Origin of the sequence: Paenibacillus illinoisensis NBRC 15959 (genome assembly GCF_004000925.1) — a bacterium.
Classification (GTDB): domain Bacteria; phylum Bacillota; class Bacilli; order Paenibacillales; family Paenibacillaceae; genus Paenibacillus; species Paenibacillus illinoisensis.
In genome coordinates this window covers 277969-299184 of the sequence record NZ_BIME01000003.1, presented here as the reverse complement: position 1 = coordinate 299184, position 21216 = coordinate 277969, and the positions used below count along the sequence as shown (strand labels likewise).

Here is a 21216-nt window from a genome sequence, read left to right as displayed (position 1 = left end):
GTGCAATCGAGCTCGGTCTGTTATATGCCCTCATGGCCCTTGGTGTATATATTACGTTCCGGATTCTCGATTTTCCCGATCTTACCGTAGATGGAAGTTTTACAACAGGAGGCGCAATCGCGGCGGTTATGATCTCCAATGACTTTTCTCCTTGGCTCGCCTGTTTGGCGGCAATGGCTGGAGGAATGATAGCTGGAGCCTGTACCGGTCTGCTGCATACCAAAGGCAAAATCAATGGATTGTTATCCGGGATTCTCATGATGATCGCCCTCTATTCCATTAATATGCGCATCCTTGGTGCGCCGAATAAATCCATTATGGGAATGGATAATCCATTCTCGGGCGAGCATGTCATGGTGCTGATCATCATTGTCGTGCTGGTATTTAAAATCATGCTGGACCTGTTTATGAAAACCGATATTGGACTGGCATTGCGCGCCACAGGCGACAACAAACGCATGATCCGCAGCTTCGGTGCAAATACCGATGTAACGACCATCGTCGGCGTCAGTTTGTCTAACGGACTGGTTGCCTTGTCCGGGGCATTTATTGCCCAGCAATCAGGCTTCGCAGACATTACGATGGGAATTGGTATGATCGTAATCGGATTGGCCTCTGTTATTATCGGGGAAGCCATTCTGGGTGCAAGAACTGTATTCTGGGCAACGCTCGCAGCTGTAGTCGGTTCGATTATTTACCGGATTGTCGTTGCGCTTGCTCTTCAGGTCGAATGGTTCGATACCTCTGATCTGAAGCTGATTACCGCGGTCATCGTCATTATTGCTCTTGTCTTCCCAACCATGCAGCGCTCCATGAAGCAGAAGAGCCTTGCTCGCAAACGAACGGAAGAGCTCATGCGATCCACGGGTCAACAAGCGAAGGGAGGCATGTGATCATGCTGGAGATTTCACATGTGACGAAGCTGTTCAATCCGGGAACGACAGACGAGAAGACAGCTCTGGTTGGCGTGAATCTGACGATGAATCCGGGCGATTTCGTAACGGTCATCGGCAGTAATGGTGCGGGAAAATCTACGTTGATGAATATCATATCTGGTGTAATGAAGCCGGATATGGGAGATGTGCTGATCAATGACCGGTCCATCAAAAACCTGCCTGAGCATAAGCGCAGCAGCTGGATCGGCCGGGTGTTCCAGGATCCGATGGCAGGAACGGCTCCGCATATGTCGATTGAAGAAAACATGGCGATGGCGTATAAACGCGGTAAAGGGCGTGGCCTTGGCTTCGGGGTTACCCGGGCAAGACGGGAGATCTTCAACGCCCAGCTGCAGAAGCTGGGGATTGGACTCGATAAGCGTCCCAATGCCAAAGTGGGTCTTCTCTCTGGGGGGGAGCGCCAGGCACTCAGCCTTCTGATGGCAACCTTTACCCAGCCCCAGATTCTGCTGCTTGATGAACATACGGCGGCACTTGACCCTTCACGTGCCGAATTAATTACCGAGCTGACCGAAACGCTGGTCCGTGAGATGAAACTAACGACCCTGATGGTAACTCACAATATGGAACAAGCGATTCGTCTGGGTAACCGTCTGATCATGATGGATAAGGGCAGAATCATTCTGGACGTCAGTGAAGAGCGCAAGCGCACATTGACCGTACCTGAGCTGCTGGGTGAATTCGAGCGCATCAGCGGCAAAAAGATGGCAGACGACCGCGTGGTACTTGGCTAGGCCAGGCCATACGCTGGGCGTATTATACAGAAAACCTTTTGCGTACCCGCAAGAGGTTTTTTTGTGGTATGTTGTTTTCTACATGAACGAAATATCAGGTTTAGTTTAATCACATTATGTATGAACCCAAACAAGGGATAAGCAAGCATATACAGGGGGACCAGGCATGTCATTGCAATTTGATGAAGGTACATATACCGTAACCCGGCGCACGGATTCCATCCAGCTGCTCGCGAAGGAATTCGCGCTTTTTCATTTTCTATATGAAAACAAGGAAAAGGCATTTACCCGCAGCCAGCTGCTGGACAGTGTATGGCCGCTGGAATATCCGGTTGAACGCACCGTGGATGACCATGTGTATCGGCTGCGCAAGAAACTGAAACATTGGGAAGAAGTTTCGCTGGATACGGTTCGGGGTTACGGTTACAGACTAACCATACGGACGAATATGGCAGCGCTGCCCGCCAACCCCTCCGCACACGATCTGGAGATGCGGGAAGTGATCCATGGATTGTTCCGCAAATATCATTTGTTTGGACAGGGGAAATCGATGCTAACCTTGTTTGATCAGCAGGATGCTCTGGGTATCCAGATTGATTCGTTCTATCAATTGTATATCCATTTTATCCAGGGGGATCTGGAATGGCTAATTACTACTGAGGAATTCCCGTTTGAGGAGCGGTTGTACTGGCTGCTGATTTTTGTACACGCGCTGATTGAACCAGCGGAGAGTTTGCGTTTGTATGAGCAGGCACTGAGTTCACCTGCATTGTCTGCGGATCAGCTTCGGGAGCTCCGTATCTTGAATATTGTCGAGGTTTATGCAGAGGTTGGTCAATATCGGCGAGCCAAAGCACAGTTAGTAGAGACATATCGCGTCATTGAGACAGACCATCTGCTCAACTTCAAGCTGCCCGTATCCCTGTCGGAGTTGTACGTAGAGTTGTGGGGCGGCAGTGGTGAAAGAGTTGAAGAACAGATGAGCATGTTACGTTCGAGTCTGAAGGAAGCGCCATATTTGCGTGAGATCGGGCGGTTCCAGGTCATGGAGGGGCTGTGGCTGCTGAGGCAGGGGAGAGCTCGAGAAGCAGAGCCGAGAATGGATGACGGGCTGGCTGTTCTCAAAATGACATTGAACGCACCACTATACATCAATTCGGCGAATCAGATCTTGTTATTCATGGCACATCACCGAATTGAGGGACGTCTGGTTCACAAATATCGTCAAGTCTATGCTGAAATTGCCAAAGAATACGGTGTTCCTATGTATGGGCAGCGTACTACGAATGAAGTCCGCGCGTATTTATCCTCATTCCCTCCAGCGTCTGATCTTCCTCTGATATAACTCTCGTATGATTACAGCCAAGGAACATGTAAGCCTGGCAACAAGGCTGTAATCAGAGGAGTAGGAGGAAACCCCACAATGAATACTGTTTCAAATGAATCTCATCAGCCATCACCTTCGTCCCCAATGCCGCCCACAAGTTTGTGGACCAACTTCCGCTTCATGCGTATGTTTATCGCGTATGCGCTCGCTACCTTCGGGGATTGGTTCGATGCCCTTGCCATTCAGGTATTGGTGGCCTATCGATGGGGTGCCGATCCACTGATCATCGCACTGATTCCCGTCTGTATGGCTGTCCCGGGTATCCTGCTGGGTTCGGTAGCGGGTACCCTTGCGGATCGTCTGCACAAAGTAAAGATCATGCTACTCTGTGATGTATTCACCGTTGTGCTTACGGTTGCCATTTTGTTCGCGCCAAGTGCGGCATGGCTGCTTCCGCTTCTGGCCTTGCGAGCCATGATGGGCGTATTCCACATTCCGGCCCAGCAGGCGCTGACGCGTCAAGTGGTGGCCGAGGAGCATCTGTTTCAGGCATCGTCTCTGAACGGTTTTGTCGGACAATGCTCCAAGGTGGCCGGACCGCTTCTGGGTGCCGTCATCCTGGCGGTATTCTCACCTCAGATTTGTATTGTGATCAATGCCTGCACCCGTCTAATATCCGGTTTGGTGCTATGGCCATTGCGACGGTTAACGGAGATGCCGGAACATTCTATAGGTGAGGAGACGCAAGATCAGCAGGAGCATGCAGAGACTGAATCGGTGCTGAGGCAATGGACGAAAGGGTGGAGTTTTATACGAAACAGCCGGGCCATTCTATGCACGCTGTTGTTTGGCTGTTTGGGCTTAATGGCGATTCTGATGATTGATTATCAGTTCGTAACGCTTTTCCGCAGCATCAAGCCGGGGAATGAAGCTTTGATCGGGTGGCTGGGCTCATCGGCAGGTGCAGGTGCTGTTATCATGATTCTGCTGCTGAACCGACTGCCGCGAGTCAGTTATGGATGGGGGTTAGGTGGAGGTTTTGTCCTTATTGGCGCAGGTATTGCTGCTCTAGGCTGGGTAGTTCCCCATACCCCGGATGTATGGATTATCGTTTGGGGACTGTGCATTGGCCTCGGAAACGGCCTCTCTATGGTGACTCTAAATTATTTGCTGCAAAAGGAAACCCCTCCTGCTTATGTAGGACGTGTCTTCGGCATCCAAAATTCGATGTCCAGTGTCGTGCTTGTTGTTGCCCCGCTGGCAGGTGGTGCGCTGATTCATATTATGGGGCCTGGCCTTACCTTTCAATTCATCGGCATTGCTACGCTGGCTATTGGAGTGGCAGGCATCGTATTGCAGCGTGTATTGTGGGGAATCCGGGAATCACATGGCACTGTCCTGAAGGAACACGTATAACATCTATATCTGGTGTGAAAAGAAATACGCTAAAGCCGCTTCCGGTTCGCCGGAGGCGGCTTTGACTATTTGGAAAGGTAGAGGTGGTCATTAGACCTCCCACCAAGCAAAGTAGGCTGTGGACGCCAGCAAGCCTCCAACGGAAAGAGAACCACTGACCGTCAGATTAATGGCCTGACCTGGCGGGACGACATAGCTCCCAAATACGCTGGATGAAAAGGGCCCCGCCTGCAAAGGCATCGTCATTAGCGTAGTTGCTCCGGTAGGCGCCGCGGTGGAAAATCGCACGATGGCAACACTGGTATTGGTGCTGGACAGATTGCTGTTCACGGATGGTAATGTACTCGGCGAGGTCAGCGTTCCATTAGCACTCAGTACCATGGAACCACTGAAGGAAGACAGGAGATTGAGTGCAACCGTAATTCCACCGGAAAGCTTGGATACGTACAGCGTTCTCCCACTTCCCACAGGATTGCTCAACTGGACCGTCGCGATAACGCTGCCGCCCAATAACCCCAGGGTGGTGGAGTTGGTTGTACCCGAATTGAATAGTCTTCCCACGTTTCCTGCATCGCTTTCCGGTGGGGTAATAATGCCCGGAGACTGATAGGTATTGGTATTGGACGTATACACAGGCTGAGTCTGCGGGTTAAACACGTTATTGTTGGGCAAGGTATTCACCACCTTTTCCTTCATGGTTATCTGTCAGAATTCCCACCAGAACAAATTAATGGCTGCCGTCTGATTCCCAATACCCAAGCTAACGGATAACGTCTGTCCTGGTGGCACGATAATCGAACCGTTGAAGTTCATCCGAAACATGCCAGCGGTCAGTGGAAGACTTAGCAGGCTTGTAAATGCACCGCCCAGCGTTCCGGTATTTTGCCTCGTGGTGACTACACTGGTATTCGTGCTGCCAAGCAATGTATTGACTGGGACGGGCGTACTTCCTACCGTAACGGTGCCCCCGGAATATACAACAAGCGTAGCAGCTGCGGTTGCTCCTCCCGAAATGCTGGAAATCCGCAAAGTTCTGCCGCTGCCAGCGGCATTAATGATTTGCAGCAGAAGATTCTGGTTGTTAGGAAGTCCAGCATTATTGGTAGTCAATGCATAGAAACTGCCTGCAGCAGCGGCGCCGCTCTCAGCCGAAGCCTCAATTCCGGGGGCGGAAAATGTATTGGTAAGCTGGGTAAACAGGGGACCGTTAGATTGGTTGAACACGTTATAGTTCGTTATGTTACCCACCTCCGCTTTGATAGAACTGAACTGACCTTGGTATGCAAATGGATACTCTCGTCCTTGTATTTACAGTGTATGTACAACATCGAGGAAGCGTTTGGGGCAAGAACGGCAAAATTGAAAATCGCGGCAGATGCCGTGCCCGTATTTTATGTCCGGGCATACGATGCGGAAGCACATTTTTTAAGGGGAATCGAGATGAGCCGAACAGCGAAGCGAAGCAAGAAGAGATTGAGACCAACTAAATATGTGAGCCGCCGCCGACCCCGCCGATCCTGCCGCGCTAAACTGCTGAAACCTCCTTGTTCCCGGATTACTCGTCCCCGGGTCAAGCAGGGTCGTTCCTCACGCACGATACTCCCTGGTGCTACTCACTGTTTTACAGAGCATACCTATGTCGGGGCCGAAACCAGCAGTTCCACCAGTGCTCTTCCTGCTCAGGATACATCATCGCTCAGCTTGTACACATATGGCATTGTGAACCGGGGCAAGAATCCGGCTCTGGTACAGATCCAGATTAGTCCCAATGCAGTGGATTATGCGGTGGACAGCCAGGAGGTGATTGCGGGGGGCCAAACCAAGGCTTTGGTTCCGCAGCGGTTCCTTCGATATACCCGGCTTGCGATTCAATCGGTGGAACCGGATCAACCCACCAGGCTGGATGTTTACTTTCAGGCACAGCGCATGCCCTAAGGTGAAATAACATGACGGATTTCCAGGGAGGAGGACGGGGCTCATGCCTAACTTCACAACGTTTAACACGAATCCGGACAATCTGCGGACCCTGATCTTTGGTCAGGATGCTACCGGTACGGCCCAGCCCGTCAGAACGGATACGAGTGGTAATGTTGTCGGGATCATTTTGGACGGAACGATCAGTAACATCTCGGGTTTGACGACGGTCACCATTAATGCAGGCACGATCACCAACCTTCTGAATGGTACCCTTACGAGTGTGCTCGGGGCCACCATTACAGCAGGTACGATTACCAGTGTGCTTGGAGCTACGGTGACAGCGGGGACGTTGACGAACTTGCTGAATGGTACGATCACAAGTGTGCTTGGAGCAACCATCACTGCCGGAACCATAACGAGCGTGCTTGGAGCCACCGTGACAGCGGGAACGTTGACGAACCTGCTGAATGGTACGATTACAAGTGTACTTGGAGCAACCATCACAGCTGGAACCATTACAAGCGTGCTCGGGGCCACTGTCACAGCGGGAACGTTGACGAACCTGCTGAATGGTACGCTTACGAGTGTACTCGGAGCCACAATCACAGCAGGCACGCTGACGAATTTGTTGAATGGTACAATCTCGAATGTGCTTGGAGCAACCATTACAGCCGGAACAATCACCAGCGTACTTGGAGCTACAGTGACAGCGGGAACGCTGACGAACCTGCTGAATGGTACGATTACCAGCGTGCTTGGTGCCACAATTACAGCCGGAACCATAACGAGTGTTCTCGGGGCCACGGTAACCGCAGGCACATTGACGAATCTGCTGAATGGTACAATTACGAACGTACTCGGCGCCACAATCACAGCGGGAACAATCACCAGTGTGCTTGGTGCGACGATTACTGCCGGAACAATCACAGGCATTCTGGGAGCGACGCTTACAGCCGGAACATTGACGAATCTGCTAAATGGTACCCTCACGAGTGTACTAGGTGCGACCATCACGGCGGGCACGCTGACAAACTTGCTGAACGGAACCATCACCAGCGTACTTGGTGCAACGGTCACGGCCGGAACATTAACCAACCTGCTTAACGGTACAATCACTAATGTGCTTGGTGCCACAATTACGGCTGGAACATTAACGAATTTGCTGAACGGAACCATCACCAGTGTACTCGGCGCGACCATCACAGCCGGAACACTTAGCAGCGTAACGTCGATTTCCCAAAAGAGCTTCCAGGAATCGCAGCTGATCAATACACCCACTGCCAATACGTTCACGCCTCTACCAGCGGTGACAACCAGTGTATTTGGCACATATTCCTTCTTTGTATACAACAGGGGGCCAGGGATCAATCGTGTGGATGCCCAGGTGGAAATCAGCGCCAACGGATCGAACTGGTATACGGACGTGACCACCGTAACGGGGATTTTGGCAGGCTCCGTGGATGTACTGGTCCCCCAACGTTTCCTCAAATATACACGCCTTTCCTATCGTTCCAGTCTCATCGGTGCACCAAGTACAATCGATGTGTTCTTCAATGGACAAGGCACATAACCAGGTTCTCAATCATATAGGTACATGGAGTCTCATTTAATGGACTTCATGTACTTTTTTTGCGTTGGAGGTGACAGCATATGCAGAACAGGCTGCTTGGAATTCACATGATTGTTCAAAATGAGGAACAACAATTGCCCCGCTGTCTGAATAGTTTTAACCTGCCCGGCATTCAGTGGTTCATTACAGATACAGGCTCGGATGAGCGCACACCAGAGATTGCGAGACAATTCGGGGCAACCGTACTTCATGCCCAGTGGGAAGATCACTTTGCACGGGCACGCAATATAAGCCTGCCGCTGGCAGGTACCGAGTGGATTCTGTGTGTAGACGCGGATGAATATGCCATAGATGGTTTGGAAGAGTTAATGAATTATCTGCCCACAGTCCATAAGAGTGTATCGAAGTTAAAAGTGACAATAGAGAATCGGATCGATGAAAAGACGGAAGATCAAGTTGTGTTTCAGCCGGTACGCCTGTTTCGATCGGGTTACGGATACCGCTATGAAGGTCGTATTCATGAGCAGCTGGTGTGTGATGATACGGAGAACATTCGGCGGGAGTCCGACCCTGTGGCTCCGCTGCGGCTCGCTCATGATGGATACCTTGCTTCCCAAATCGCTCAGGGGCGCAAACCTTTGCGGAATTTTAAGCTTTTGCAGCAGGAATTAAAGGAGCACCCGGATCAGCCTTTTCATCTCTACAATCTGGGAGTAACGTATTGCCAGCTGGGAGAGATGGAGAAGGCAGCGGATTCGTTTGCCAATTCACTGCGCCTGACGGAGCTTGGTGCACCGTATCGGTCTACACTCGTGTGCGATTATGCGAAAGTTCTTGGAGCCCTGGAGCGTTATGATGAAGGCCGTTCACTTCTGGCAGTGGAAACGCAGTATTACCCGGACTACGCTGACCTTCACTTTCTGTACGGTGACTTTCTTGAACAACAAGGTCTCGAGGAACGAGCTTATCAATCCTATGCAAGAGCAGTGGATACGTCCGAGGGAGTTCGCAGGCAAACCGATTATGTACATGAACAAGGCACGGACACATACAGACCCTATACAGCCATGGCGCGTCTGGCACAGAAGAGGGGGTTCCTGCAGGAGTCGGCCCATCTATATGGTCTGGCCTTGGATCACATGCCTGCATATCCCCCCACACTCCAGGGGCTAGCAGATGTATTGCAGCAATCTGGGGAATCGGATGAGGTCATTGCTGAGGCATTATTGCTTCGCTGGAGGAAGCGATTGAATTTAGGGGAGCAGAACTATACAGGAGAAGGTGCAGATGCGATCAGGAATATTGTTCATGCGCTTGCATCCTGCGGAGCATACGGGCAGGCACTGTCACTGCTTCAGGATATGGCTCAAAATGTTCAGATTGACCCGGCAGTTCAGCTGCACTGGATGTTATGTACGGGCCGATGCCTGGAAGCCGTACAACTTGCAGAACAACTGTGGGGTGAACGTGAGGCGAGTGTCGAACCTCTCCTGCCCGAGCAGCGACTGAATTGGGCAGTTGCTTGTTGGGCCAGTGGAGCGGGCCTTTCTCCTGCCTTTCTGGAGTCATCTGAGCAGGAAGATCGTGAAGTCTGGGGTACGGTGGACCGATGGTTCAGAGGACAACAGGTGCAGGGGTGTAACCCCATGAGACAGAGTGGGGAAAGGTTGTCTGAAGTACTGCAATCGACTGCGCTTAACCTGATTCAGGACATCATGCAGCGATCTGTACAAACAGGGCAACTGACGGTGGCCCAGCAGTGGTTTGAGAAGTGGATGGATGGTTGCACGGAGAAGGACCAATGCATGGAATTTAGTAGGTGGTTTGCAGGCATTCTTTATCGCGAAGGATATACCCGGGCGGCCGCTGATCTCCTAATTGGCTGCATGACGGAAGGGAAGCTGGATGCTGAGGGTACCTTTTACCTCGGGGAAGCGTTGTTTGCCAAAGGGTATTACGATCAGGCTGTGACTCTATTTCAGCAGGCGCTCGAGCGGGATGCAGGATGGCATCAGGCGCGAGCCGGAGCTGCCGTAAGTTATTTGTATTTGGCTCTGGGCGTTATTCAAAAGGAGCTGAGTCGCTCTCCTTCTAACCCGGGCCTTGTAGCGCAGCAGGATGCCCTCCTTCAAAGGTTAAGGACAGCCCAAGGCATCCCTTGGCGTACAGATTGGCATGCCAACGAGAGGAGGAACCAGCTTGCCGAGCAACCGCATTTCGCTATGCATGATCGTTAAGGATGAGGAGGAGTGGCTCGTCCAATGTTTGGAGAGTGTCCAGGGATCTGTTGATGAAATTATCGTCGTGGACACCGGCTCTTCGGATCGGAGCAACGATATTGCGCGGCAATACGGGGCTAGAATAGTGCCCTATGTGTGGTGTGATGATTTTGCTGCTGCACGTAATGCAGGTCTGGAGCAGGCGACAGGGGAATGGATTCTGTTCCTGGATGCGGACGAGGCGCTGGATGGAGCAGCGCGGGAGCAGCTTCGGAGCTGGACGGCAGCCAGCCCATGCGAAGGATTGTTTTTGAACATTCATAACTATTCAGGTACGGGTCAGCAGGGAGCTACAGTGAATCCGGTATTACGTCTGTTCCGTAATGCTCCGGAGCATCGGTTTGAAGGGCGGATTCATGAACAGATTGCAGGGGCCATTTGCCGGAAGAATCCGGATGCTGCTTTTCATGTGACAGACATGATGATCCATCATTATGGTTATCAGACTGCGGTTGTGGAGCGCAAGGACAAGGTGAATCGGAATCTGAAATTATTGGAACAGGCTGTGAAGGAAGAGCCGGAGCAATCGTTCCATCATTATAATCTGGGCGTCGAGTACTTGCGTGTGGGGGAAGCGGAGCGCGCACTTCAGACCTTTCGTGTGGCCAAGGCAGGCATCGATCCTCTGGTGACTAGCTATGCCCACTTATTATTCAAGTATGAGGTACGATGCCTTCAACACTTGAGTCGCTGGCAGGAAGCATTGGACCACATTGAGGAAGCACTTGTGTTATTCCCGGATTATACGGATCTGCTGCATAACCGGGGAGTGTGTCAGGAAGCATTGGGTCACACGGAGCAGGCGGAGCATTCATTGCGTGGAGCCATTCAGTTGGGACCGCCGCCTCCTGTGTACCATACGGAAGAAGGAATGGGCACCTATCAGACTTGGTACGCCCTCGGGCGGCTGCTGGAAGGGCGGGCAGACCTTGAGGGTGCAGTCGATGCTTACGTGGAAGCGGTACGTGCCAAATCCAGCCTACTGCCACCGCTATATCGAATATTTCGTATTATGCGGGTTTCGGGGCAGCAATCGGTTATACCCTCACTGATTACCCATCGTTTCGCCCTGAATTCCGAAGAAGCCACTCACAAGATCATTGGCATTCTGGAGCAGAGTCGTTGTTATGATGCAGCGCTGGAGATGCTGCCAGGCGCAGCTTCGACACCTTCGAAGGAGATGAGAGAACGGCTGTCATTTGCTGAGGCGCTGCTTCATATCGGGCAGGGGAGATGGAACAAGGCGAGGCTCAAGCTGGACACCGTTCGGCGTAAAAAAGGTGAATATGCGCTCCAATCAGCCAGTTGGCTGGAGCGTGTGAACTGGCTGGAAGGGCGGGAGACAGCAGTATCGGATCCGTTAACGATGTGGCTGAATCACTGTGTGCAATCGGGGCCAGAACGGTCCCCAGGACGAGAGAAGGCCGTCTTGCATACGATTGCCAGCACCAATGCCAATGGAAGGCCTGGTGGTACTGGAGCAAAGACTGAAGGAGCAGCTTACGAGGGATGGCAGGCCTTGGGTCTGCTCATGGAGGGATGCGTACACTCCGGTAAATGGGCCGAGCTGCTTGGACTCGTTCAGATCTGCCAGCAGTTTTTGGGTGCGGAGGTCCGCTCGTCGGAAGAGCTCCATCAGGGGCAAGCGCTGAACTGGAATCCGAAATATGCGCAGGAACCTTTTGCCGGGGCTTTCGATACCGCTGCAGGATCGGTCTGGTTGGCGAAGAGTCTTGTAGATGCAGCAGATCATCATTTACAGGAGTTGGCCGGAGAACCAAATGGTGAACGTCACCGCTGCTGGCCAGTGATTCAACAGCTTCGGCTGGAATTGCCGGGACCGGATGGTTTTGAGATCTGAATCATTGACAGTATGGAGGGATGAGCTTGGAGCCTGGAATCAGCCTGTGCATGATTGTGAAGGACGAGGAGGATGGTCTTAGGCGCTGCTTAGAATCTGTCAGGGGAATCGTGGATGAGATAATCATTGTCGATACCGGTTCAGCAGATGATACGCTTCGAATTGCCGCCCTCTATGGTGCCAAGATCATTCGTGCAGAATGGAACGGGGATTTTGCTGCTGCTCGCAATCAGTCTCTTACCGCTGCAACCCAGCCCTGGATTCTGGTATTGGATGCAGATGAAGTATGGGGGCAGACGGAGCAAATGAAGACAGGGCTTACGCACTTATTATCCGGGAGTCCTGATCATGTCTGGGGATACTGGATCAAGGTGACAAGTCTCTTGGGACGGTCTGGTGAAGAACGGGTGACGGATGCGGTGTGCCGCTTATTCAGAAACGATCGCCGGATCACATTCAAGGGTAAAATTCACGAAGAAGTCGCATCATCCATTCTGGCTTTTGTTCCCGAAGGCTTGGTGCATTCGGAGCTGGAAGTCCTGCATTATGGCTATCTGGAAGAGGCGATCGTTCGCAAAAATAAAACAGAGCGGAATATGCGTCTGATTCGTTCCGCTCTGAATGATGGGGCAGATGAGCAGCCGGAGCTGCTGTATGCGCTGGCAGCGGAATGGTTTCAGCAAGGGAAGTACAATGAGGCACTGCGGCTGCTGGAACCGCTGCTTGCCCGGCTTGGGCCATCCTGCGGTTATCATTCGGACCTGGTACTCAAAACAGCATATGCCTTAAGGGAAAGTGGGCGACCGGAACGGGCGCTGGATGTCGTACAGGCGTGGACTACCGTATATGCTGACTTCGCGGATGTGCTGGAGCTTGGCGCGGTACTGGAGTTGGACCTCGGCAGAGAGGAAGCAGCGCTGGATTGGTTGAAGAAGGCACGATCCGCAGCGAAAACAACGGGGCAGTACACTTCCGTTTCAGGTGCCGGAACGTATCGAAGTCTAACGCTGGAAGGCATCGCACTTGAACGTCTGGGCCGCTGGGAAGAGGCTGAGGCAGCCTATATTGCTGCACTGGCAGCGCAGCCCGGAAACATGGCTGCGTGGCAGCGCCTGCTGCTGCTGGCCGCAGCCACCGGGCGGCCGAACGCCATTGCGGATGCGGCATCGCGTGCACCGCTGCCGTCTGCTGTATGGCAGGCGCTTGTTCCGGCCGCGCTGGATGCGCACCGGCCGCAATGGCTGCTGCGCCATGCGGCACCACTGGCGGCTGTGCTGCGGCAGCAGCCGCTCGCCGCCGGGCTGGCGCTGGCCCAGCTGGGCGAAGATGCGGCAGCGCGGGTATCGCTGCAGCCCTGGGCAGCGCATGCGCAGCTCGGGCCCGAGGCGTCGCTGGCGCTGTGGGCGCTCGGCTGCAAGCGCAGCGCTGGGCGCGCACTTGCACGCGCAGGCGCCCACCAGCCGCTGCACAGCCGCACAGCATGCGCGCTGCCTGCAGCGGCACTTGCCGCCGGTGCGCTGCTGAGCGGCTCCGCCCCGGGCAATTCAGCGCCAGGCACAGCTCCGTGCAGCGCAGCGCCTGTGCCACGCGCTGAAGCAGCTGCGCCGCCGCCGGGCGTGCACGCCGCAGCGGAGGCGCTCGCGCGCGTGGGCGCATGGGCTGCATGGCTGCGCCTGCTGCGGGCCCTGCCGCAAGGTGCCGCCCCGTCGCTGCTCGCGGCGCTTCCGCCTGCGGCACGCTGTGGGCTGCTGCGTGCGCCCGCAAGCGTCCGTGAAGGGCTGCTGGAGCTATTCGGCTTGCCGCCGGCAATGCAGCAGCCCTTCACGGACGAAATGCCCGCCACGGCTCGTGCCACAGAGGCACTGCTGGCAGGCACGCTCGCGCTGCTCGCCGGGCGGCAGACTGCAGCGCAGGAATGGGCCATGAGGGCCCGGCATATCGCGCTTCAGCCTTCCGCCTCTGGCCGCCCGGCGACGACTCTAGGTTCGCCGGGGCTGCACACGCTGCTGCGCCTGACATCTCCCGGCGCAGCGGCAACCGAAGGCTTTGCATCTCGCTGTAACATGCTATTCGTCCATCTCTGACATACGGGGCTTTCACCCACATAACAGCTAACCCCATTACTGGTGTTTGCCAGCTTCATCCTTGCTAACGGAGATCGACTATCCTTTCCGAATCACTGCCCGGAAGCAGCGAATTGGCGTCCCATACATGTCGGACCAGATGGCATCATCGGGCTCTTCCACGATGAGCTTCCCATCAATGGTGAGACCGGTAACGGCCATGATGGTCTCGAGTAAATCGGGCCGCATCTCCGGCACATCAAAGGTTGCAATTAATTGTCCATCCGGCTTCATGACCCGGGCGAATTCGCGAAAGGCACGCAGCATGGTGCCTGTATCCAGATGCTCCAGAACCGAAATGCAGAATATACGGTCAAACATGCCAGAGGCATAAGGCAGCTGCGCCAGGTTCGCCTGAGCGCGATGCAGCCTGGTCAAGTAGTGCTCCGGTAAATGACGTGCAGCCTCTTCGCCGAAGTCGGCAGCAATATCCTGCCGGATTGCTTCCTCCGACAAGATGCGTTCATCCCAATCACAGGCGTGAGCTTCCCGGCAGTGTTCGGCCAGCCAAAACTTGAACGGATGGGAAATGCCGCAGGCTGCATCCAGTACCACGTCGTCTTGTTGGGCGAACTGGCGGGCCCATTCATATTCGTAAGGTCTGCTCCACCATGCCGGATGCAGTGGAAATACCAGCGTATCTGTTTTGGGATCGTTTTGCCGAACATATCTGGTTACTAATGCTTCATTCTGATTAGGTGTGTCCATCATCCCCGTATCCCCTCTCTCAATCCTGCATCTGCCAAGAACGTCTCCAATACCGAACTCCACTTGCGCCGCCATCCGGACAGATCGTAGGCGACAGCTGTCTCCCTGGCGTATATGCCGAGGCGCTCCCGCTCCGCCCTGTCCTCCAGCAGGCGTACCAGAGCAGCGGTGAGTGCGTCATCGCCCGGGGGCACAAGCAGCCCGTTGAACCCGTCCTGTATGAGATCGTTTAACCCGCCCACGTTGGAGGCAACGACCGGGATGCCGCAGCTCATGGCTTCCAGGCAGGCATAAGAGGTCCCCTCCGAGAACACTGTGGGAATCACGGCAATATCAGCCTGATGGTAGGCCTCGCGGATATCCCTGAAGTCGTACGTACGCTGCAAGATGCGATCCTGATGCGGATGAGTGCGGTGCCAATAACGAAATGCCCTGCCCACCGTGCTACCTTCGACCAGTTCTCCGGCAAATTCAATCTCCAGATCCGGGTAGGCACCCAGCAGCCGATCTGCCGCAAGCATCATGGGTATGATGCCTCGTTCCATACTGATCCGGCGCGGATACAGAATTCTCAGAGGACGTGCAATCTGTGATGGCAGAGCAATACTGTGGATGCTGACAGCAGAATCAGCGATCTCGTTTGCCTGATCGGAATTGTCAGCGTTATCAAGCAGAACAGCTTCTTTTGCATTCCATCCCGAGATGGAGACCCCGGCTTCTTCTTCCTGGCTGGCGAGGTCCTCCTTCCATGCAGACAGCCATTCCGCTTCCTGTTCCTGTCCGAACCTCGGTCTGGGGGGAGCGGGAGTGAAATAGGAGGTATCCACAGCATTGGGAATAAGGACGACCTTTCGGGGATCATCAAACGTGCATGCTGCCCGGCAAAAGGTCTGAAAATGGGAGTCCACCGATACGATACGTACCAGTCCATCCAGTGCCAATTGGATGTGCTCAGCCACCTGCTGCTTGGTCTCCAGCGGCAATCCGGGACGATCCCAGTTAATGCCGTGGCAGATGCCCAGACTGCCGGGCTTGTAGCTGATGGGCTGCCAGAGACAGCTGGCATAGATGACAGGGCCGCGGGCTGCCGCCGCCATCCTCTCGAAGGCTTCAGGCACATCATCCATATCGTAGGCGTATCCGAATACATCTATCTGCTCCGTACGTGTCTGAAATGCTTCATAATATGACAACTGATGCACCTCGGGATTATGCCCCAATTCGCGGATCACACTGCACAGATCCAGAATATAACGTTCAAGCCCCCCTCCGAATACCCGTCCGAACTCCCGGTTGTATCCATCCGTGAAGCTGTGTGTCAAAATGCTGACCACACCCATCTCAATGCTCCTCCTTCCAGGGAACCAGCCGAGGTTCCGGGTCCAGGATGGATTCGTAATGTTCCAGACTGCCCCACTCGCCGCTGGGATCAATGCGTTTGTAACGCAGATACTTGCGAACCCGGTCTTCGAGGCTGCCCGCCCACCCAAGATGCTGTACTTTTAATTCCGTGCGAATGCCAGGCAATACCGAACAGGACAAGGGGAGACGGGGAACGTGATGGTTCTGCTGTGGGTAAAAGTAAGGATACTCGGGCATATAGCGGACAAGTGATGCCGTATGCCGTCTGTGCAGGCCCCAAAGTTCGTCATCCCGGTAGTGGGTCCGTCCACCCCACATATCGTAGAATCGGAATGCCACCCAGTCTGCATGGTCCTGGTTGATCAGATCACGTATTGCTTCCTTGGCCTCCGTACTGTACAGTTCATCCGCATCAACGGACAGCAGCCAGTCCGGTGAAGTACTTACAGCTGCTTGCCATAACGTATTGCGGAGCCGCCATTCCTCAGCAAATAGAGGCTTCTCCAGTTTCTCAAGCCGAATAACTTTTGGATAGGACCTGCATATATCTGGTGTTCCATCGGTACTCGCATCATCCACGATAACGATCTCATCCACGAATTCACTCAGATCACGGAGGACTTCCTCGAGGTATCGTCCGCGTTCATTACGGACCTGCAGCATGGCGGTCAGTTTGTTCCCCTGACTTTTGCGGACACGGCGGATAGAAGAAGGTGTGGGTCGTGAACCCTCGCTTTCCACTTCATTGCTCTTCGAGTCCATCTGCTGGTCCGCCAATGCTTCGGAAGAGGAGGGGTGAACTTCAATACGAATATCAGGCTGCATGCCCAGCCCCTGATTATGCTGCGTGCGCTTCTTCGGGTCCAGCATCACGGCACCTCCCCAAGCAGCTGCTGTACAGCGTGGTCCAGCAGTTCCATCTCCACAATCCGGGCAAGAGCTTCCTCATTCTCCATCGCGGCTTCGAGAAACTGTCGTACTGCCCCGTGACGATCTCCCCGCAAGGCCATGGCAGTCCCTGATAACTCCTGATAATCCCTGCGGCTGGAACGATCCTGAATATCTGCCGCATGGACCAGAGCCAGAGCATCCTCCACACATTCGGTCTCCTGATATATCCGGAACTTCCAATGCCGGGCGGTTTCTCCTCCAAGCGCGTCCAATATCCCCAGCGCAGCTCCGTAATCATCGTTTAACCGCAGCAGCTCTGCCTGCACAAGCTGATTCTCTCCTGCCTCGAGCCAGCGGCACAGCTGTTCATAGTGATGCCGTTCCTGTTCGCTGCCTGCACTGATTCCGTAGACTTGCAGCGCAGATTCAACTTCTCCAGCTTTGGCATGAATGGCGGATAGAAACCGATAGTGTGATTGCACACAATCACTTCGTCCGTTCATGATCGCATGTGTAAAGGCCTCCTTCAGGGACGCTGCTGCACGGGAGTCGTCCAGCAAATATTCATAGGCTGCCAGCAAAAAGGAGATCGTCTCATGCGGCCCTGTTTTGGAACGGAGCTGGCGGTAATAGTCTGCACGGATGCTGCACTGGAGCGGAGTGATGGTGTCCGGTGCTTTGGTAACGGTTTGTCTGAGGGCATGAAGAAAAAGCAGCTCATAATCTCTTAGCGGAATTTCGAGATCATCCTTGTGTATGGAGCCAGCCGGAGCCTTGTCTTCACCGCCCAGCCAGACCGCTCGGACGCCCTGAAAGGCCAGCTTCATGTACCGTGTTTCCGAAGACGTGCCGATCAGATCGGCAGTACCAACCAGTCTGGATATACAACCCTCCCACAGCGGAGAGTTTGCTTCATCGCCTGCCGGTTCGGGAAGCAGCACAATGCTGATCTTCGGATGCAGCGATTGAACTGCTGTAAGCCAGTAGGGGTGTGCAATGACGGCTGCGGTGTGATTTTGCTGGAGCAGAATCTCAGCTTCTGGCAGGGTGATTACTGAAATGGCCGGGGGCATCTCTTCCGATCGTTCCTGACTGCTTACATATAAGACTTCTCCCTCGGCCGAGAGCAGGGCAGCGATGTCCGGATAAGGAAACGTGGACCATCCCCCTTTGCGGGGAAAAAGAATGTACCGATTGGTAGGACATTTCCTTCCATCCTCATTTGACGCTGTCTTCCCATTGATCTCCGGTATCCATTCGGGCTTATCCATAGGTCATCACCTCACTTTGACTGCATTCTAACGTTCCGCCTCCGCTTCCGGAGGTGTTCCATCTCTCCACATCATATGTACAGCCCTTAAGGCACTTCGCATGATATGTCTGACTCTAGCATATGGGCATGTTGTGCCAAACATGAGCAACTTCCCTGAATAGACGAAGCAGATAAGCCGCATATTAGACTGAATTTTATCCAATGTGTGACCATCGTCACATTTTTTTCGCAATTCTAACGTAGATTGTGATAATTGTCACATGTACAAAATAGGCAATCTGGCACAATACGTTCATCACGTATTTGGCGGACAGACAGCGAAGGTGCAGCTTCCATGCCAAATGCAAATCACTGCGATGTAAACAGAAAGAAGGGGTAACGGTATGGATCCGATTATGTTATCGCGTATCCAATATGCACTCACAACGATCTTCCATTTCTTTTTTGTACCGCTGTCCATCGGTCTTGTACTGCTGGTAGCCATTATGGAGACGTTGTACGTAGTCAAGGGCAAGGAGATCTACAAAACGATGGCCAAGTTCTGGGGCAAGCTGTTCCTGATTAACTTTGCCGTCGGGGTCGTGACAGGTATTCTGCAAGAGTTCCAGTTCGGCATGAACTGGTCCGAGTATTCACGCTTTGTCGGGGATGTGTTCGGGGCGCCACTGGCGGTTGAAGCCTTACTGGCGTTTTTTATGGAGTCTACATTTATCGGGCTCTGGATTTTCGGGTGGGACCGGTTATCCAAAAAGGTGCATCTGGCCTGTATCTGGCTCGTATTTGTCGGCACATTCCTGTCCGCATTGTGGATTCTGGCAGCCAATTCATTCATGCAGCATCCGGTCGGTTTCGAGATTAAGAACGGCCGTGCCGAGATGAATGATTTCCTCGCGCTGCTTACCAATGGTCAGCTGCTGGTTGAATTCCCGCATACGATCTTTGGCGCATTAATGACAGGGGCCTTCGTGGTAACCGGCATCAGTGCGTACAAATTGATGAAAAAGCAGGATGTGGAGATTTTCCGAAAATCGTTCAATATTGCCATCATCATTGGTCTTGTTTCCTCATTCGGTGTGGCGTTCTCCGGGCACTTCCAGGCGCAATATCTGGTGGAGACGCAGCCGATGAAAATGGCAGCCAGTGAAGGAACTTGGACAACAACGGAAGATCCTGCGCCGTGGACGGTCATCGCGGCAATAGATCCTGACAAACAGGAGAACTCCGGTGAGATCAAGATTCCCGGATTGCTCAGTTATCTGTCCTACAGCAAATTCTCCGGCAGTGTTCAAGGTATGAAGGAACTCAATGCCGAGTATCAGCAGACATATGGGCCAGGGAACTACATCCCGCCAGTACGGACAACGTTCTGGAGCTTCCGTATCATGATTGCTGCAGGCGGTTTAATGATTGTACTCGCCCTGTACGGTACATTTCTGGCGCTGCGCAAGAAGCTGGAGGTAGCTGGAACATGGTTCATGCGCCTGATGGTTTTTGCCATCTCCCTGCCTTTCATCGCCAATACGTCGGGCTGGATTATGACGGAGGTGGGACGGCAGCCTTGGACGGTATTCGGATATATGACGACCGAAGCCAGTGTATCGCCTAACGTGAGCGCAGGCCAGATTCTGTTCTCTACCATTGCGTTTACGGCGGCTTACACGGTTCTGGGCATTGTCATGGTCTATCTGTTCGTTCGTGAGATCAAGGCAGGTCCGCACGCAGTAGATAAGCCGGAGGAACACGATGAATCGGCCGATCCGTTCGGCATGGATGGGGGGTATTCCGTTGTCACTAAGTGAGCTTTGGTTTCTGTTGATCGCTGTATTGTTTGTCGGTTTTTTCTTTTTGGAAGGCTTCGATTTTGGTGTGGGAATGTCCACAGGCCTGATTGCCAAATCAGATCGTGAACGTCGTACCCTGATCAACTCCATCGGTCCGTTCTGGGATGGAAACGAGGTCTGGCTGATCACGGCAGGTGGCGCAATGTTCGCTGCTTTTCCACATTGGTATGCCACCTTGTTCAGCGGTTTTTACCTGCCGCTAGTAGTTGTATTACTCGCATTGATCGGCCGTGGAGTCGCTTTTGAATTCCGGAGCAAGATGAAGCAGCAGCGCTGGCGCAAAACATGGGATATCATCATTGTCGTCTCAAGTAGCCTCCTGCCATTTCTGTTCGGAGTTGTCTTTGCAACGCTCATGAAGGGTCTGCCCATTGATGGGGAGATGCAGATGCGTGCGGGATTCCTGGACATCGTCAACCCGTATACCGTTGTTGGCGGTCTAAGTGTAACCTTGTTGTGTCTCGTTCATGGGCTGCTGTTCGCTTCCTTGCGGACCGTTGGCGATCTCAGGGAACGGGCGTTGAATATGGCAAATAAATTAATGCTGCCGCTGGCCGCCATTCTTGCGGTGTATGCGGTGATGACCTACTTCATGACAGATGTGTTCGCCGTTCGCGGCTGGGCGCTCTGGATCATGGTGGTCCTTGGTGCCGTTTCATTGGGGTTCGCTGCTTACTTCGTGCGGCATAAGCGTGAGGGCTGGGCATTTGGTATGACCGGAGCCGTTATTGCCATCGCTTTTGCCTCTGTATTCATTGGCCTGTTTCCAAGAGTTATGGTCAGTTCCTTCGGCTCAGCGTTCGATCTGACGGTCTATAATGCGGCCTCTGGTGCATATTCACTGAAAGTGATGACGATTGTAGCCTGCACGCTGCTGCCTTTTGTCCTCGGATATCAGATCTGGAGTTATTACATTTTCCGCAAACGTCTGAACGAGCAGCATCACCTGGAGTACTGA

Annotated in this window: 17 protein-coding genes; 11 read left to right on the top strand and 6 right to left on the bottom strand. The window is 53.4% G+C overall.

Annotated features, from left to right (window positions below):
- Positions 1 to 32: 32 nt before the first annotated feature.
- From PIL01S_RS09990 to PIL01S_RS09975, 4 genes are all read left to right on the top strand, one after another.
- Positions 33 to 893, top strand: a complete 861-nt coding sequence (locus tag PIL01S_RS09990; RefSeq protein ID WP_236146853.1) for an ABC transporter permease — start codon at positions 33 to 35, stop codon at positions 891 to 893.
- Positions 894 to 895: 2 nt separating this feature from the next.
- Positions 896 to 1690 carry an ABC transporter ATP-binding protein gene (locus tag PIL01S_RS09985; protein ID WP_095290912.1) on the top strand — a complete coding sequence of 265 codons (795 nt, stop codon included), beginning with the start codon at positions 896 to 898 and terminating at the stop codon, positions 1688 to 1690.
- 166 nt (positions 1691 to 1856) lie between these two features.
- Positions 1857 to 3035, top strand: coding sequence for a winged helix-turn-helix domain-containing protein (locus tag PIL01S_RS09980; protein WP_127537408.1), 1179 nt, complete (start codon positions 1857 to 1859; stop codon positions 3033 to 3035).
- A gap of 78 nt (positions 3036 to 3113) precedes the next feature.
- Positions 3114 to 4433, top strand: coding sequence for an MFS transporter (locus PIL01S_RS09975; RefSeq protein WP_246058158.1), 1320 nt, complete (start codon positions 3114 to 3116; stop codon positions 4431 to 4433).
- Between the two features lie 90 nt (positions 4434 to 4523).
- Here PIL01S_RS09975 and PIL01S_RS09970 read toward each other — a convergent pair whose 3' ends face one another.
- Both PIL01S_RS09970 and PIL01S_RS09965 read right to left on the bottom strand, forming a co-directional pair.
- A complete protein-coding gene (locus PIL01S_RS09970) occupies positions 4524 to 5105 on the bottom strand; it encodes a hypothetical protein (protein ID WP_127537407.1) in 582 nt (193 codons plus the stop codon).
- A 33-nt stretch (positions 5106 to 5138) separates the two neighbouring features.
- On the bottom strand, positions 5139 to 5657 hold the full coding sequence (locus PIL01S_RS09965) for a hypothetical protein (protein ID WP_127537406.1): 519 nt from the start codon (positions 5655 to 5657) through the stop codon (positions 5139 to 5141).
- Positions 5658 to 5735: 78 nt separating this feature from the next.
- Here PIL01S_RS09965 and PIL01S_RS09960 point away from each other — a divergent pair, with 78 nt between their 5' ends.
- From PIL01S_RS09960 to PIL01S_RS29725, 5 genes are all read left to right on the top strand, one after another.
- Complete coding sequence (locus PIL01S_RS09960; protein WP_127537405.1) at positions 5736 to 6368, top strand: DUF6385 domain-containing protein; 633 nt, start codon at positions 5736 to 5738, stop codon at positions 6366 to 6368.
- 43 nt (positions 6369 to 6411) lie between these two features.
- Entirely contained in the window at positions 6412 to 7920 is a 1509-nt protein-coding gene (locus PIL01S_RS29825) for a DUF6385 domain-containing protein (RefSeq protein ID WP_246058157.1), read from the top strand.
- A gap of 80 nt (positions 7921 to 8000) precedes the next feature.
- The gene (locus PIL01S_RS09945) at positions 8001 to 10157 is read left to right on the top strand and encodes a glycosyltransferase (RefSeq protein ID WP_127537404.1); all 2157 of its coding nucleotides are present in this window, start codon (positions 8001 to 8003) and stop codon (positions 10155 to 10157) included.
- Positions 10120 to 12060, top strand: coding sequence for a glycosyltransferase (locus tag PIL01S_RS09940; RefSeq protein WP_164764205.1), 1941 nt, complete (start codon positions 10120 to 10122; stop codon positions 12058 to 12060). Before PIL01S_RS09945 ends, PIL01S_RS09940 begins: the two co-directional genes overlap by 38 nt.
- A 26-nt stretch (positions 12061 to 12086) precedes the next feature.
- Complete coding sequence (locus PIL01S_RS29725; protein ID WP_176587458.1) at positions 12087 to 14144, top strand: glycosyltransferase; 2058 nt, start codon at positions 12087 to 12089, stop codon at positions 14142 to 14144.
- Positions 14145 to 14222: 78 nt separating this feature from the next.
- Here PIL01S_RS29725 and PIL01S_RS09930 read toward each other — a convergent pair whose 3' ends face one another.
- Genes PIL01S_RS09930 through PIL01S_RS09915 form a run of 4 tightly spaced genes read right to left on the bottom strand, consistent with a single transcriptional unit; the run spans position 14223 to position 18415 of the window.
- A complete protein-coding gene (locus tag PIL01S_RS09930) occupies positions 14223 to 14894 on the bottom strand; it encodes a class I SAM-dependent methyltransferase (protein ID WP_127537402.1) in 672 nt (223 codons plus the stop codon).
- Positions 14891 to 16231 carry a glycosyltransferase family 4 protein gene (locus tag PIL01S_RS09925; RefSeq protein ID WP_127537401.1) on the bottom strand — a complete coding sequence of 447 codons (1341 nt, stop codon included), beginning with the start codon at positions 16229 to 16231 and terminating at the stop codon, positions 14891 to 14893. The genes PIL01S_RS09930 and PIL01S_RS09925 overlap by 4 nt, the downstream gene beginning before the upstream one ends.
- 1 nt (position 16232) lies before the next feature.
- Positions 16233 to 17123: a glycosyltransferase gene (locus PIL01S_RS09920; protein ID WP_246058156.1), complete on the bottom strand. Its 891-nt coding sequence runs from the start codon at positions 17121 to 17123 to the stop codon at positions 16233 to 16235.
- Entirely contained in the window at positions 17123 to 18415 is a 1293-nt protein-coding gene (locus PIL01S_RS09915; RefSeq protein ID WP_127537400.1) for a hypothetical protein, read from the bottom strand. The genes PIL01S_RS09920 and PIL01S_RS09915 overlap by 1 nt, the downstream gene beginning before the upstream one ends.
- Positions 18416 to 18800: 385 nt before the next feature.
- Here PIL01S_RS09915 and PIL01S_RS09910 point away from each other — a divergent pair, with 385 nt between their 5' ends.
- A complete protein-coding gene (locus PIL01S_RS09910; protein WP_127537399.1) occupies positions 18801 to 20216 on the top strand; it encodes a cytochrome ubiquinol oxidase subunit I in 1416 nt (471 codons plus the stop codon).
- On the top strand, positions 20161 to 21216 hold the full coding sequence (gene cydB / locus PIL01S_RS09905) for a cytochrome d ubiquinol oxidase subunit II (RefSeq protein WP_246058155.1): 1056 nt from the start codon (positions 20161 to 20163) through the stop codon (positions 21214 to 21216). The genes PIL01S_RS09910 and cydB overlap by 56 nt, the downstream gene beginning before the upstream one ends.

Bases quoted from the DNA above. Each gene is read 5' to 3' on its own strand.
- PIL01S_RS09990 (WP_236146853.1), top strand. From the start codon at position 33: ATGGCCCTTGGTGTATATATTACGTTCCGGATTCTCGATTTTCCCGAT.
- PIL01S_RS09985 (WP_095290912.1), top strand. From the start codon at position 896: ATGCTGGAGATTTCACATGTGACGAAGCTGTTCAATCCGGGAACGACA.
- PIL01S_RS09980 (WP_127537408.1), top strand. From the start codon at position 1,857: ATGTCATTGCAATTTGATGAAGGTACATATACCGTAACCCGGCGCACG.
- PIL01S_RS09975 (WP_246058158.1), top strand. From the start codon at position 3,114: ATGAATACTGTTTCAAATGAATCTCATCAGCCATCACCTTCGTCCCCA.
- PIL01S_RS29825 (WP_246058157.1), top strand. From the start codon at position 6,412: ATGCCTAACTTCACAACGTTTAACACGAATCCGGACAATCTGCGGACC.
- PIL01S_RS09945 (WP_127537404.1), top strand. From the start codon at position 8,001: ATGCAGAACAGGCTGCTTGGAATTCACATGATTGTTCAAAATGAGGAA.
- PIL01S_RS09930 (WP_127537402.1), bottom strand. From the start codon at position 14,894: ATGATGGACACACCTAATCAGAATGAAGCATTAGTAACCAGATATGTT.
- PIL01S_RS09925 (WP_127537401.1), bottom strand. From the start codon at position 16,231: ATGGGTGTGGTCAGCATTTTGACACACAGCTTCACGGATGGATACAAC.
- PIL01S_RS09920 (WP_246058156.1), bottom strand. From the start codon at position 17,123: ATGCTGGACCCGAAGAAGCGCACGCAGCATAATCAGGGGCTGGGCATG.
- PIL01S_RS09915 (WP_127537400.1), bottom strand. From the start codon at position 18,415: ATGGATAAGCCCGAATGGATACCGGAGATCAATGGGAAGACAGCGTCA.
- PIL01S_RS09910 (WP_127537399.1), top strand. From the start codon at position 18,801: ATGGATCCGATTATGTTATCGCGTATCCAATATGCACTCACAACGATC.
- cydB (WP_246058155.1), top strand. From the start codon at position 20,161: ATGAATCGGCCGATCCGTTCGGCATGGATGGGGGGTATTCCGTTGTCA.